Below are 13,968 nucleotides of genomic sequence, written 5' to 3' on the forward strand. Positions count from 1 at the left end.
ACCGCCCCGTGAAGCGGGTTTTAGGAGCTGGGCGGGGCCTCTGGCATATGGCTCAGGGGCGGGCGGACGTAGGCCCTAGACGAAGAGCGGGACGGGGTTCAGGTCCTCGTAGCGGGTCGGCCGCGTCAGCCGCCCCTCGGCCACCGGGACGTCGAAGAGCCTGCCGGGGGCGAACCGCGTCCAGAAGTGCCGCAGCCCCGGCACCAGCACCGCCACCACCGGAATGCCCACGTCCGGCCTCGTCTGGTCCAAGACCAGCAATTCCAGCCCCCGTTCGGCCACCAGCCGCTCCGCCGCCGCGATGTCGTCGCGCAGATCGGCCCGCGGCCGGTAGCCGTAACTCCCCGGTGTGCGCGCGGACTGCCCGCCGTCGGGCCGCAGATACGGCTGCCCGCCCACCGTCGCCCCGGTCCACCACGCGAGCAGGTCAGGGTCCCGGGTGAGGTACCCCGTGCCGTCCTCGCGGGCGCCCAGCACCGGCGGCAGCAGCTGGTTCATCTCGGTCAGGGCGCGGCGCAGCGCCAGCCTCGGGTCGAAGTGCGCGCCGAAGCCGAAGGTGATGTCCTGCGCGGCCTTGTCCCGCCGCCGGGAGACGGCCGCCACCACCGGAATGCCGAAGTCCGAGGTGAGATCCAGCGCCCACACCTCGCGGTGCAGATCCCGTTCGTAGGCCGTGCGCAGCCCGGCGATCCACGGTTCGTCGAAGGCATCGAGATCCAGTGCGGCATGCCGGGTCCGGTTGTACCACCACTGGGCGACCGCGTCCCGCTCCACCAGTTCCAGGAAGCCCTGCACGATGGCGTCCTCCAGGCTGCTGCCGGCCGCGTTGCCGTTGGAGTCGGCCGGCACCGCGGGCGGGGTGCCGTCCGGGGCGGGGCCGAAGTACAACAGCGAGGTGGGCAGCAGCCGTTGACGGCGCTGGGTCAGTGACCACACCGGGGTCCAGTCGGTGGGCGCGGTGACATCGAAGGGCGCGGCGACCCGCTGGAGCGGGGAGGCGGTCGCGTTCCACCTCGCGCGGTCACGGAACTGGCGTGCCGCCCACAACTGGCAGCTGTTGGGGTGCAGCGCGTCGCCGCCCAGCGCCCGCAGCGAGTCACGGATCACCGGCTCATCGCCCTGCCGCGTCCCCGAGTAGCGCTCCACGGCCTCGCACAGCGCACTGACCTGCGCCTCGACCGCGGTGACGCCCTTGCCGCCGCTGAGGCTGCGCAGCCCGCCGCGCAGCCAGCCCAGCCCGCCGCCGAGCGCCACGTTGTGCCCCGAGGTGTAACAGTGCAGCGCGGCAGGGGCGTTGTCCGCCCGCCGGATCTCGCTGACGACGCCGGTCACCGGCCCCACCAGATGGCCGTGGCGCGCCAGCATCTGCTCGGGGGGCAGCGCCCGGTGATTGCCGCCGCCGTGCGCGGCCTTGGTGCGCGAGACCGGCACCACCGGCCGGTTCACCGTCCGCGCCACCAGCCCCGGGTCACCGCAACCGGGGCACTGGGGTCTTCGGTGCACGAGGTGGTGCCGGGTGTGCAGCGTCAGGGTGTCCAGCGCACAGATCGCGTCATGGCTCTCCCGTCGTACCCCGCCCAGCCAGGTCGCCGCCATCAGCACGGCGAGTTGAAGGCCCATGGCGCGGCCGGCGGCCAGGGAGGCCTCGGGCGCCGCCACCGGGCGGTCCGCCCCCAGGGCGCGCTGCACGGCCAGTTCGCCCCGCCGGTGACCGCGCAGCCGGTCCGCCAGACAGCGCCAGCAGGCGCCCGCGTCCGGCCGGAACACCGGTCCGGCCCACGGCTCGGCGCCGCCGGGCCGCACCGGCAGCCAGGGCCGGCCCTGTGCACGGTGCCAGGTGTCGACCGCCGCCAGGTCCGGGGCGAGGTAGTCGTCGCAGAGCACGAGGGAGAGATCCGCCGTGCCCGGAGACGAGCCGCCGCCGGGGCCGGGCGCGACCACCGTGAGCCCGGAGTCCGTGCATGCGGCGCGCAGCCCGTCGGCCGCACACCGTCCCACGGCCACGATCTCGACCGTGGGACGAAGGCGCGGCGGGGCGGACCGCAGGCCGGAGACCTCCGCCAGATCCCAGAAGGCCGCGGCCGCACCGTCGGACGGCACACCGGGATCGGGGCGGTAGCCGATGAGGCCGGCCGTCGCCAGCTCGGCCACCACCGCACCGGCCTGCATCGCGGGCAGCTCCCGGGCCGCCTCCGTCAGCAGGTTCGACAGTGTCCGCGTCCCGTCGAGGAGCGGCGCGACGACCTCGGCGGGCCGGCCGAACAGCGCGGTGACCCCCCGCCCGGACAGCAGGTAGGTGGCCTCGTCGGGCACCACCTCGGCACGCAGATGGCGGCGGAAGCCGACGAAGGGCTCCGTGGTCTCCACGGCGTCAGACGGCGTACGGGATACCGGTCAGGAGCGTGGTGGCCGTGGCGTCAGGCCGTCCGAGATCCTCGATGACGAGCGACGGCGCGGTGTAGACGGGCTCCGCGCCCAGCAGCCCGAACTCGGCGAACACGGCCGCCGGGTCACTGGTGTAGCGGCGCTTCAGGTCGGGCTCCAGGCCCGCACGGGCGACGAGTTCGGCGAAACGGCAGAGGTCGGCGGCGGTGTCGGTCGTGGTCTGGGCGGACATGGTCCGGTGCGTCGCGGGCATGTGACTGTTCCCTCCGTTGTCGGACGGTCCGTCGGGGTGGCCTGAACTACTCGGCACGACGACCCGGCGTCCGGTGAGGCAGTATTCTGCGGGCGCCGGAGGCACAGGCCCCAGTGCCTGGCTCACCACATCGGCATGACATTTTCATGATTGTGTTCATGAGTGGCTCACTGGGCTCGTGCGCTCCCCGGTGCGAACCTCGCTTGAAGCTCGAGATGACCCGCGGCCCCGTGGCCGGCGGTTGTGACTCACGAGGGGAGAGCACGCATGGAAATCAAGGTTCTGGGCCCGCTGACCGCCCACGAGCACGGTGTCTCGCTGGTGCCGAGCGCCGCCAAACCGCGCCAGATACTCGCGCTGCTCGCGCTACAGGGCGACCATGTGGTGACCGTGCCCACGCTGATGGAGGAGATCTGGGGGCAGAACGTGCCGCGCAGCGCGGCCACCACCCTTCAGACCTACATCCTCCAGCTGCGCCGCAAGATCGCGGTGGCCCTGGACGGCGACCCCGTGCGCAACGCCAAGGAAGTCCTGGTCACCCAGCACGGCGGCTATCTCCTCCAGGTCCAGCCCGGCCAGGTCGACGTCCAGGAGTTCGAGCAGCTCGCCCTGTCGGGACGCGGCGCCTACGACGCCCATGACTACGCCGCCGCCTCCGCCCTGCTGGGCAAGGCCCTGGCGGTCTGGCAGGGGCCCGCGCTGGTCGATGTGCCCGTGGGAGGCGTACTGGAACTGGAGGTGCTCCGGCTGGAGGAGGACCGGATGGCCTGTCTGGAGCGCCGGATCGACGCCGACCTCAAACTCGGCCGGCACACCGAAGTGGTGCCCGAACTCTGCTTCCTCGCCGCCCGGCACCCCATGCACGAGAACTTCTGCGCCCAGCTGATGACCGCACTGCACTGCTCCGGCAGCTCCTGGCGTGCGCTGGAGGCGTACCAGCGGCTGCGCGACGCGCTCGTCGGGGAGCTCGGCATCGAGCCGTCGGCCCGGCTCCAGCAGCTCCAGCACGCCGTACTGTCCGGCGACGTGGACCTCGGGCAGTCGCTGACCGCCACCGGCTGACGGCGGCCGCGGGCCGCCGCGGCCGGGCCGGGCCACGAGCGCCCGGCAGCCGCCGCCGCGCGCTCTCCAGCGGGGTTCGAGCCGCCGTTCCTACGTTCGGCCGATGACGATCCTTCAGGAAACCGCGACCCCGCCGCTCGCCCCGCCGCGCCCCGACCTCGGCCGGGCCACCGACGAACTGCACCGCCTCAAGGAGGAGGTCAGCCGCGGCCCCGACGCGGCCGCCACCCGCCGGCAGCACGCCAAGGGCAAGCTGACCGCCCACGAGCGGCTGGAACTCCTCTTCGACGAGGGCACTTTCACCGAGATCGAACCGCTGCGCCGGCACCGTGCCACCGGCTTCGGGCTGGAGTCCCGCAAGCCGCACGGCGACGGCGTGATCATCGGCTGGGGCCTGGTGCACGGCCGCACCGTCTTCGCCTACGCCCATGACTTCCGGGTGTTCGCCGGGGCGCTGGGGGAGGCGCACGCGACGAAGGTGCACAAGGTCATGGACCTCGCGGAGGCGTCCGGCGCCCCGCTGGTCTCGCTCAACGACGGCGCGGGCGCCCGCATCCAGGAGGGCGTCACCGCACTCGCCGGCTACGGCGGGATCTTCCGCCGCAACGTCCGCGCGTCCGGGGTGATCCCGCAGATCTCCGTGATGCTCGGCCCGTGTGCCGGCGGCGCGGCCTACTCCCCGGCGCTGACCGACTTCGTGTTCATGGTGCGCGAGACCGCCCAGATGTTCATCACGGGACCGGACGTCGTCCAGGCCGTGACCGGGGAGAAGATCACCCACAACGGTCTGGGCGGCGCGGATGTGCACGCCGGGACCTCCGGCGTCGCCCACTTCGTCTTCGACGACGAGGCCGCCTGCCTGGAAGAGGTCCGCTGGCTGCTGTCGCTGCTGCCCCGCAACAACCGTGAACTCGCCGCGCCCGTACGGGGCGAGGACCCCGCGGACCGGCGCACCGACGCGCTCACCACCCTGGTCCCCGCCGACCCCGGACGCGCCTACGACATGCGCGCGGTGATAGAGGAGATCGTCGACGACGGCGAGTACCTGGAGGTGCACGAGGGCTGGGCCCGCAACGTGGTGTGCGCCCTGGCCCGGCTCGACGGGCAGACCGTCGGCATGATCGCCAACCAGCCGAACACCCTGGCCGGCGTGCTCGACATCCATGCCTCGGAGAAGGCCGCCCGCTTCGTCACCACCTGCGACGCCTTCAACATCCCGCTGGTGACGCTGGTGGACGTGCCCGGCTTCCTGCCGGGCGTAGACCAGGAACACGGCGGCATCATCCGGCACGGCGCCAAGCTCCTGCACGCGTACTGCAACGCCACCGTGCCCCGTATCTCCGTCGTGCTGCGCAAGGCCTACGGCGGCGCGTACATCGTCATGGACTCCCGGTCCATCGGCGCCGACCTGTCCTTCGCCTGGCCCACCAACGAGATCGCGGTGATGGGCGCCGAGGGCGCGGCCAATGTCGTCTTCCGCCGCGAGATCGCCGCGTCCCCCGACCCGGACGCGACCCGCGAGCGACTGGTCAAGGAGTACAAGTCCGAGCTGATGCACCCCTATTACGCGGCCGAACGCGGCCTCGTCGACGACGTCATCGACCCCGGCGACACCCGGCGGGTGCTGGTGCGGTCCCTGGCCATGCTCCGCGAGAAGAAGGCCGAACTGCCCGACCGCAAGCACGGCATCGTCCCGACATAGAGCCGCGGGCAGCCCGCTGACCAGCACACACGGCATCCCCGTCGGCAGATCCACGCACATACGAGCGGGTATCGAGGCGAGGGCCGAACCATGGCGGAGCCGGCAGCGGGGGAAGCGCCACGAACGGCCACCGAAGCTGTCCGCCGCGGCGGCGGGGCGCCGGGGGGACACCCCTCCCGGCCCCGGCCCCGGCCGCCGGGCTCATCGAGGAGCGGACCGACCGAAGGGAACACCGTGGCCCGCAACGTTCTGTCAGGCCCGTACCCGCAGGGGTACCCGGCCCCGTCGAAGGCGAGGTAGCGGCGATGCGCAGAGTCGCCATCACAGGACTCGGGGCCGTGGCGCCCGGGGGAGTGGGCATCAAGAACTACTGGGACCTGCTGACCGCCGGCCGGTCGGCGACCCGCACGATCTCCTTCTACGACGCCTCCCCGTTCCGCTCGCGGGTCGCCGCCGAGTGCGACTTCGACCCGGTGGCGGCCGGACTGACGCCCCAGGAGATCCGCCGGCTGGACCGCGCCGCGCAGTTCGCGGTCGTCTCCACCCGCGAGGCGCTCGCCGACAGCGGCCTGGACACCGCCGGCCTCGACCCGGGCCGGATCGGCACCTCCCTGGGCAGCGCGGTCGGCTGCACCACCAGCCTGGAGCGCGAGTACGTCGTCGTCAGCAACGGCGGACGCAGCTGGCAGGTCGACCACACCTACGCGGTCCCCGAGCTCTACCGGCACTTCGTGCCCAGCTCGATGGCCGCCGAGGTCGGCATGGCGGCCGGCGCCGAGGGCCCCGCGGCCGTCATCTCCACCGGGTGCACCTCCGGACTCGACTCCCTCGGGCACGCCGTCGAGCTGATCCGCGAGGGCACCTGTGACGTGATGATCGCCGGCGCCACCGAGGCGCCCATCTCCCCGATCACCTCGGCCTGTTTCGACGCCATCCATGCCACCACCCCGCGCAACGACACCCCGGAGAGCGCCTGCCGCCCCTTCGACCGCACCCGCAGCGGACTGGTCCTCGGCGAGGGCGCGGCCGTCCTCGTGCTGGAGGAGCTGACGAGCGCACGGGCACGCGGTGCGCACATCTACGCGGAGATCGCCGGGTTCGCCGCGCGCTGCAACGCGTACCACATGACCGGCCTCAAGCCGGACGGCCGTGAGATGGCGCAGGCCATCGACGCCGCCCTGGACGAGGCGCGGATCGACCCCACCGCCATCGACTACATCAACGCCCACGGCTCCGGCACCAAGATGAACGACCGGCACGAGACCGGCGCCTTCAAGCGGAGCCTCGGCGCGCACGCCTACCGCACCCCGGTCAGCTCCATCAAGTCCATGATCGGGCACTCGCTCGGCGCGATCGGCTCGCTGGAGATCGCCGCCTGTGCGCTGGCCATGGAGCACTCGGTGCTGCCGCCCACCGCCAATCTGCACGAGCCCGACCCCGAACTCGACCTGGACTACATCCCGCTCACCGCCCGCGAGCAGAAGACCGACACCGTCCTCAGTGTCGGCAGCGGCTTCGGCGGGTTCCAGAGCGCGATGGTGCTGGCCCGCCCGGAGAGGAGCGCCGTATGACCGCCACGACCGTGGTGACCGGCATCGGCATCACCGCACCCAACGGCCTGGGCACCGAGGACTACTGGAAGGCGACCCTGGACGGCCGCTCCGGTATCGGCCCGGTCACCCGCTTCGACGCCTCGCAGTACCCCGCGACGCTGGCCGGCGAGGTCCCCGGCTTCGTCGCCGAGGAGCACATCCCCAGCCGGCTGATGCCGCAGACCGACCACATGACCCGTCTCGCCATGACCGCCGCCGCCTGGGCCATCGACGACGCGGGGGTCGACGCGGCGGCCCTGCCCGAGTACGGCATGGGCGTGGTCACCGCCGCCTCGGGAGGCGCCGTCGAGTTCGGCCAGCGGGAACTACAGAACCTGTGGAGCAAGGGCAAGGAGTACGTCAGCGCCTACCAGTCGTTCGCCTGGTTCTACGCCGTCAACACCGGCCAGATCTCCATCCGGCACAAGATGCGCGGCCCCAGCGGGGTGCTGCTGACCGAACAGGCCGGCGGTATCGACTCCCTCGGCCACGCGCGGCGCCATATCCGCAAGGGCATCCCGCTGGTCGTCGCCGGCGGTGTCGACGCGGCCCTGTGCCCCTGGGGCTGGGTACCGCAGCTCGCCTCCGGGCGGATGAGCACCGCCGGTGACCCGGCCCGTGCCTATCTGCCGTTCTCGCCGGACGCCTGCGGCTATGTCGCCGGCGAGGGCGGGGCCATCCTCGTCACCGAGGACGCCGGCAGCGCCCGCGAACGCCGCGCACCGCAGGTCTACGGCGAAATCGCCGGGTACGCCGCCACTCTCGACCCGGCCCCCGGCTCCGCCCGTCCGCCCGGTCTGGGCCGGGCCGCGCGCAACGCGCTGGCCGACGCGGGCCTGACACCCGCCGACATCGATGTGGTCTTCGCCGATGCGGCGGGCGTCCCGGACCTGGACCGGGTGGAGGCCGAGGCGATCACCGGCCTCTTCGGCCCGCGCGCCGTGCCCGTCACCGCCCCCAAGACCATGACCGGCCGGCTGCTCGCCGGCGGCGCGGCCCTGGACGTGGCCACCGCCCTGCTCGCCCTTCGCGACGGCGTCATTCCCCCCACCGTCAACGTGGCAGCCCCGGCCACGGACTTCCCCCTCGATCTGGTCACCGGGTCACCGAGGGAGCAGGACCTGCGCGCCGCGCTGGTGCTCGCCCGCGGTCACGGTGGCTTCAACGCGGCCCTCGTCGTACGACGGCATGCCGCGACGACGGACCCGGCATCCGGCCGGAACGACTGAGAGGACACGCCATGCCCATCACCACCACCCACGTCACCCTCACCGACCTCACCCGGATGCTGCGCGAGAGCGCGGGCGAGGAGGAGGGCGTCGACCTGGACGGCGACGTCATCGACACGCCCTTCATCGAGCTCGGCTACGACTCGCTCGCGCTGCTCCAGGTGATCGGCGAGATCCAGCGTGAGTACGGCGTGGAGATCCCGGACGACGCGGTCGTCGACGCCGAGACCCCGCGCGCCCTGCTCGACCTCATCAACGCCGGCAGCACGTCGGCCGCATGATCAGGCGTCGAAGGCGGCCATCCCGGTTCCCCCGGCCGGACGGGCCGCCTTCGGCGCCGCTCCAACAGGAGTGAGGCTGCCTCGTGGCGGGGCCCGCACCACCACCGGCTCCGCCACGCAGGCTCCTCTTCCCTGCACGTTTCCCGCGCCCGGCCCGACGGCCGCCACCGCCGCCCCCCCGCACCACCACCGTCTTGCGCACCGCGCCCTTCCCCGCACCACGCCGGCCCCGCACCGCCCATGCCCCTGCCACCGCCCGGCAGACCGCTCCCACCAGGCAGACCGCCCCCACCCGGCATCCGCCCGCCGCGCACCACTTGCCACACCCCGCATGTGCACCCGCCCGGAAGGAGGGCACCCATGTCTCTCGCCAACCAGACCGCGGTGACCAGAAGGCTGGAGATCACCCCCAAGGCACCACCGTTCCCGGGCGACACGGACACCCCGCCCGCCGCCGACGAAGCGGGCACCGGCCCGGCCCTCGGTATCGACGCGGCGCCCGACGCAGCCACCGCTACCGATGCAGCCACCGGTACCGATGCAGCCACCGGTACCGACGCGGCCCCCGGTGCAGTCACCGGCACGTCCCTCGGCACCGTCCTCGACGCCTCCGCCGGCCGCGCGCTCTCGCCCACCGCCGTCACCGCCGTGCTGCACGCCTTTGGCGGCAGGCCCCGTGAACTGCCGCCCCGTACCGTCGTCTTCATCGGATCCACCGCCGCGCTCACCGGACTTCCCGCCACGCACGAGGGCATCCCGGTGCGTGCCGCCCCCTCACCCGCGCACGCCCTGCACCTGGCCCACCACGAACTCCAGGCCAAGACCGCCGACCTGGCGTTGGTTGCGGGCTTCCAGGAGCCCCTGGGCCGGGCCGTCACCGTCCAGACCCTCCGGCGGGCGGCCGAAGCGGTCGCCGCCGACGACAGTGTGCTGGGGGTGCTGGACTTCGAGGGCTGCGCGGGACCGGCGGACGAGCCGATCCTGCGCCCCTCCCGGCACAGCCGCCGGCTCACCGACCCCGCGGCGCCCCGTCTGCTGCTCTGGTCCGGTGGCAACGCGGCGGAGGAACAGCGCGTACGGCGCGAACTGGCGCCCCTGCTCGACGGGTTGTTCCCGGAGGCTTTCCCCGCCCTGCCCACCACGATGCCCTGCGGCCAGGCCCCCGGCCCCGTCCGCGCCGGAGCCGTCACCACCGCCGAGCGGGCCCCTGCGGCGGTCGCCGCGGCCCGCGCCGGGTACGCGCCCCGCCCCCGCCCGGTCGCGCTGCTCTTCCCCGGCCAGGGCTCCCAACACACCGCGATGGCCGCCGGACTCTACGGCCGGGACCCGGTCTTCACCGCCGCCGTCGATGCCGTACTGGGGCTGATGGGCCCGGAGGGGCCCGCCATCCGCGCCGACTGGCTCACCGACGCCCCGTCCCTCGCCATCGACGACGTCCGCCGCGCCCAGCCCCTGCTCTTCGCGGTCGACTACGGCCTGGGGTGCATGGTGCTCAGCTGGGGCATCCGCCCGGCCGCCTTCCTCGGTCACAGCGCCGGCGAACTGGTCGCCGCGGTTCTCGCCGGAGTGGTCCCGCTCAGCGACGCGGTCGCGATGATGCGCGAGCGGGTCGTCGCGGCGGTGCGGATTCCCGCGGGCGGCATGCTCGCGGTGGCCGCCGGCGCCGACACCCTGCGGCCCTACCTGCGCGCCGATGTCGTCATCGCCGCGGTCAACGCCACCAGCCAGACCATGCTGGCCGGTTCGACCGCTCCGCTGGCGGACACCGCCGCCGCCCTGCGCGCCGACGGGCACACCGTCGTCACGGTGCCCGCCACCAGCCCCTTCCACAGCCCGGCCATGGCCCCGGCCTCGGCCGCGGTGGAACGCGCCTACACCGGTATCCCCTTCCGCGTCCCCGCCCTGCCGCTCTACTCCGGCTACACCGGCGACCTGCTGGGCCCCGACGACGCGGTCAGCCCCCGCTTCTGGGCCCGTCAGATCACCGACCCGGTGCTCTTCCAGCCCGCGCTCGATCAGCTGCTGGCGGCCGACGACATGCTTCTCGTCGAGGCGGGCCCCCGGCAGACCCTCACCGTCTTCGCCCGCCGTCACCGCGCCGTCCGTCTGGGCGCCTCGGCCGCCGTCCCCCTCCTGCCCGCCCGCCCCACCACCCCGGAGGCCGACCGGCACGCCGTCCTGACCGCCGCCTGCCGCCTCTGGCAGGAGGGCCACCAGCTGAAAGGAGAAGCCCTGGCCCGGCTCTGGACCTGCGCCGCGGAAGCGGCCGACCCCGCCCCCGCCACCCGTGCCGACACACCCCCGGTGGGCGTCGCGAGCTGAAGCCGCCGCGGACGGGAATCCGGGGTGCCCGCGCCGGTTTCCCGCGGCGGCCCCGCTCCCCGTCAGCCGCTCCCCATCAGCCGCTCCCCGCTCCGGCCGTCGGGGAGCGCCCGGCTGCCCCCCGGCACCCACCGCGCCCCGAGAGCGGTCGGGGACCGGAGACCTTGCCCCGGCCCCCGATCCCGCCCGTTGGCCCCCGCTCCCGCCCATTGGCCTCCTTATGGCACGACGGGAGCGGGCCAGGCTGTACCAATGGCACAGTCCTCACGGCCTCTGTTGAGCAACCTGCCGCAATGATGCTGTGATGGGCCCGTCGATGGCGCTGCGGATCCCCGCGGCGCCTTTTTCATGCGGGAACGTCGAAGGGGTGGAAGCTGTGCTGAAGAGGATGTTCGTGGCTCCGGATCCGGGGTGGCTGCGGCTGCGCAGCGCCGCCCGGTCCGTCCTCGGCATCGGCCTGGCGGTCACCGTGTGCGGCTACGCCGAGCACTCGCTCGTCGCGGCCATCACCGGCGGGCTCGCCGCGCTGCTCGCCCTCTTCACGGTCACCGATGCCACGCCCCGCAAACAGATGGTCACCACGGGCCTGCTGCCCGCGGTCGGCTTCCCGGTGCTCGCCGCCGCGGCGGTGCTCCACGATCACCCGGTGGCACGGGGCGTGGCCTTCGCCGCCGTGGTGGGTGCGGGGGTCTACGCCCGCCGTTGGGGGCCGCGCGGGCACGCCCTGGGGGTGTTCGCGTTCATGACGTTCTTCGCCGCGCAGTTCCTGCACACGGTGCCGGACCAGCTGCCCCAGCTGTATGCCGCGGTCGCCCTCTCCCTGCTCGCCTCCTCGACCGTCCGCTTCGGGGTGTGGTGCTACGAGCGCCGGCTGCCCCCGGTCGTACTGCCCGCTCCGCCGGGCGGCCGGGGACTCGCCCGGACGACCACCCGCCAGGCGATCCAGGCCACCGCCGGCAGCGCCTTCGCCCTCGTCCTGGGCCAGTTGCTCTCCGAACAGCGCTGGTACTGGGCCGTGGGCGCCACTTGGTGGATCTTTGTGAACACCGCCTCGCGCGGCGAGACGCTGGTCCGCGGCTTCCGCCGGACCCTCGGCACGGTCGTCGGCATCGCCCTCGGGCTGCTCGTCGCCGTCCCGCTGCACGGTGCCGTCGTCCCCACCGTGGCGCTGGTCGCGGTCAGCGTCTTCGGGATCTTCTACACGGCCGCCGTCTCGTACACCTGGATGATGCTCGCGGTGACCTTGATGGCCACGCTGCTGTACGGGTTGCTGGGAGTGCTGGACGCCGACCTGCTCACGCTGCGTCTCGCGGAGACCGGGGTGGGCGCGCTCGGCGCGGCGCTGGCGGTGCTCCTGGTGCTGCCCGTCACGACCCACGCCACCACCGACGCCTGGATCCAGCGGGCCCTGCGCTGTGTGCACCACTGCACCGCCGAGGCCGCCGCCCGCCTCGCGGGCTCCGCGACCGCGGACCCCGCCCCCCACGTCGCCGACCTGGAGCTCCTGCTGGGCAGGGTGCGGCTGTCGCTCTCCCCGCTCGTGCACCCGCTGAGCCCGCTGCGGGCCCGTAAGGCGCGGGCGCGGCAGGTGCTCGCGCTGCTCGACGACTGCGCCCGTGAGGTCCGCGGGCTGGCCTCCATCGCCGCCGACCCGGAGGCATCCCACGACGCCCGGCTCACCGCCGCCTGCCAGCGGGTGGAGGCAGCCGTCGAAGCCCTCACCACACCGCGCGGCGCACGCGACGCGGCAGCCACCACCGTCGCCGAGTCGCACCCTCCCGCGGCGGAACCCGCACTGGTCCATCTCCACGGCCTGGAGCGGGCGCTCGCCGAGCTCGCCGCGCCACTGCGCAGCTCCCGGCGCTCCCCCCTGGTCGACGCCTGACCCCGGCGCCTGCGGACACCGCCGCCACGGCCCCTCCTTCGCGGCGCCCGGGGCGCCCGGGGCGTACCCGCGGTCACGGGCACCCGGGCCCACGGGCCCGCGCCCGTGAGCGGGAACCGGCCAACGCCCCCAACCGCCCCGCCCCTGACTGTTAGCGTCGGCCGGGTACCTCAACGGGCGGGCGGACGAAGGGCGGACCAGTGGGGACGAGCGACCACGGCCGACGGGCATACATCGGATCGTTCACCGCGGCCGGCGGCCTCGGCATCACCACGGCGGCCGTCGACCCGGACACCGGCGCACTCACCCCGCTGCACTCCACCGACGCCGTCCCCAACCCCTCCTACCTGGCCCCGAGCCCCGACGGCCGGTACCTCTACGCGGTCAGTGAGACCCCGGACGGTGCCGCAGCCGCCTTCGCCCTGACCCGCCGGGGACCGGAACTACTGGCACCCGCCGTCCCCGTGGACGGCGCCGACCCCACCCACCTCACCCTGGCCGACGGCCGTCTCGTCACCGCCAACTACAGCTCCGGAAGCCTCAGTACGCTCCCCGTACGGGCCGACGGCACGCTCGCCGGACCCGCCACCGTGCTCGCCCACCAGGGCAGCGGCCCGCGGTCCGACCGCCAGGAGGGCCCGCACGCCCACGCCGTGCTGCCCGACCCCAGCGGCCGCTGGCTGCTCAGCGTCGACCTGGGCACCGACTCGGTCCGCAGCTGTGCCCTGGCCGCCGAGGGGGCGCTGACCGTACACGCCGAGACCCGGCTGCGGCCCGGCAGCGGCCCGCGCCATCTCGCCTTCCACCCCGACGGCGACCGCGCCTATGTCCTCAACGAACTCGATCCGACGGTCACGGTCTGCCGATGGGACCCCGGGCACGGTGCGCTGACCCCCTTGGGGGAGACCCGCCTCCTCCCGGACGAGGCCAGGGCGGTTGCGGCGGACACCTTCCCCTCCGAACTCGTGGTCTCCCCCGACGGCCGGTTCGCCTGGGCCGCCAACCGGGGCCACGACAGCCTCTCCGTCCTGTCCCTCCACGGCGGCACCGCAACCCTCGTCACCACCGTCCCCTGTGGTGGCCACTGGCCCCGCGATCTGGCGCTGCATCCCGACGGCCGGCATCTCTACGCCGCCAATGAGCGCTCCGGCGACGTCACCTGGTTCACCGTCGACCCGGCGACCGGCGTCCCGGCCCGGGGCGGATCCGTCGAGGCACCGGCCGCCTCCTGCGTGGTCTTCGTCTGAGCTGCCCCCG

The 13,968-nt window shown here is 73.9% G+C and carries 10 protein-coding genes; 8 read left to right on the top strand and 2 right to left on the bottom strand.

Features of this window, described 5'->3' with window-relative positions:
- Window positions 1-75: 75 nt before the first annotated feature.
- Window positions 76-2,367, bottom strand: coding sequence for a TOMM precursor leader peptide-binding protein (locus K7C20_RS32740; RefSeq protein WP_053209014.1), 2,292 nt, complete (start codon window positions 2,365-2,367; stop codon window positions 76-78).
- Window positions 2,368-2,371: 4 nt separating this feature from the next.
- Window positions 2,372-2,638 (bottom strand): hypothetical protein, encoded by a 267-nt coding sequence (locus tag K7C20_RS32745; protein ID WP_030082850.1) that lies wholly within the window; start codon window positions 2,636-2,638, stop codon window positions 2,372-2,374.
- A 267-nt stretch (window positions 2,639-2,905) separates the two neighbouring features.
- Between K7C20_RS32745 and K7C20_RS32750 the strand changes: the two genes are divergently transcribed.
- The 8 genes from K7C20_RS32750 to K7C20_RS32785 all read left to right on the top strand — a co-directional run bounded on the left by K7C20_RS32750 (window position 2,906) and on the right by K7C20_RS32785 (window position 13,958).
- Window positions 2,906-3,700, top strand: coding sequence for an AfsR/SARP family transcriptional regulator (locus K7C20_RS32750; protein ID WP_030984772.1), 795 nt, complete (start codon window positions 2,906-2,908; stop codon window positions 3,698-3,700).
- A 103-nt stretch (window positions 3,701-3,803) separates the two neighbouring features.
- A complete protein-coding gene (locus K7C20_RS32755) occupies window positions 3,804-5,402 on the top strand; it encodes an acyl-CoA carboxylase subunit beta (protein ID WP_030082854.1) in 1,599 nt (532 codons plus the stop codon).
- Window positions 5,403-5,707: 305 nt separating this feature from the next.
- Window positions 5,708-6,973: a beta-ketoacyl-[acyl-carrier-protein] synthase family protein gene (locus K7C20_RS32760; RefSeq protein ID WP_030082856.1), complete on the top strand. Its 1,266-nt coding sequence runs from the start codon at window positions 5,708-5,710 to the stop codon at window positions 6,971-6,973.
- Entirely contained in the window at window positions 6,970-8,223 is a 1,254-nt protein-coding gene (locus K7C20_RS32765) for a ketosynthase chain-length factor (protein ID WP_053209015.1), read from the top strand. Before K7C20_RS32760 ends, K7C20_RS32765 begins: the two co-directional genes overlap by 4 nt.
- 11 nt (window positions 8,224-8,234) lie before the next feature.
- The gene (locus K7C20_RS32770; RefSeq protein ID WP_030082858.1) at window positions 8,235-8,504 is read left to right on the top strand and encodes an acyl carrier protein; all 270 of its coding nucleotides are present in this window, start codon (window positions 8,235-8,237) and stop codon (window positions 8,502-8,504) included.
- 360 nt (window positions 8,505-8,864) lie between these two features.
- Window positions 8,865-10,826, top strand: a complete 1,962-nt coding sequence (locus K7C20_RS38605) for an acyltransferase domain-containing protein (protein ID WP_063781271.1) — start codon at window positions 8,865-8,867, stop codon at window positions 10,824-10,826.
- Window positions 10,827-11,202: 376 nt separating this feature from the next.
- Complete coding sequence (locus tag K7C20_RS32780) at window positions 11,203-12,711, top strand: FUSC family protein (protein ID WP_053209027.1); 1,509 nt, start codon at window positions 11,203-11,205, stop codon at window positions 12,709-12,711.
- 200 nt (window positions 12,712-12,911) lie between these two features.
- A complete protein-coding gene (locus tag K7C20_RS32785; protein ID WP_030086525.1) occupies window positions 12,912-13,958 on the top strand; it encodes a lactonase family protein in 1,047 nt (348 codons plus the stop codon).
- Window positions 13,959-13,968 lie beyond the last annotated feature (10 nt).

The organism is Streptomyces decoyicus, assembly GCF_019880305.1.
GTDB classification, from domain to species: Bacteria; Actinomycetota; Actinomycetes; order Streptomycetales; family Streptomycetaceae; genus Streptomyces; species Streptomyces decoyicus.

Excerpts from the sequence above, each read along its gene's own strand:
- K7C20_RS32755 (WP_030082854.1), top strand. The coding sequence starts at position 3,804 with ATGACGATCCTTCAGGAAACCGCGACCCCGCCGCTCGCCCCGCCGCGC.
- K7C20_RS32770 (WP_030082858.1), top strand. The coding sequence starts at position 8,235 with ATGCCCATCACCACCACCCACGTCACCCTCACCGACCTCACCCGGATG.
- K7C20_RS32760 (WP_030082856.1), top strand. The coding sequence starts at position 5,708 with ATGCGCAGAGTCGCCATCACAGGACTCGGGGCCGTGGCGCCCGGGGGA.
- K7C20_RS32765 (WP_053209015.1), top strand. The coding sequence starts at position 6,970 with ATGACCGCCACGACCGTGGTGACCGGCATCGGCATCACCGCACCCAAC.
- K7C20_RS32750 (WP_030984772.1), top strand. The coding sequence starts at position 2,906 with ATGGAAATCAAGGTTCTGGGCCCGCTGACCGCCCACGAGCACGGTGTC.
- K7C20_RS38605 (WP_063781271.1), top strand. The coding sequence starts at position 8,865 with ATGTCTCTCGCCAACCAGACCGCGGTGACCAGAAGGCTGGAGATCACC.
- K7C20_RS32745 (WP_030082850.1), bottom strand. The coding sequence starts at position 2,638 with ATGCCCGCGACGCACCGGACCATGTCCGCCCAGACCACGACCGACACC.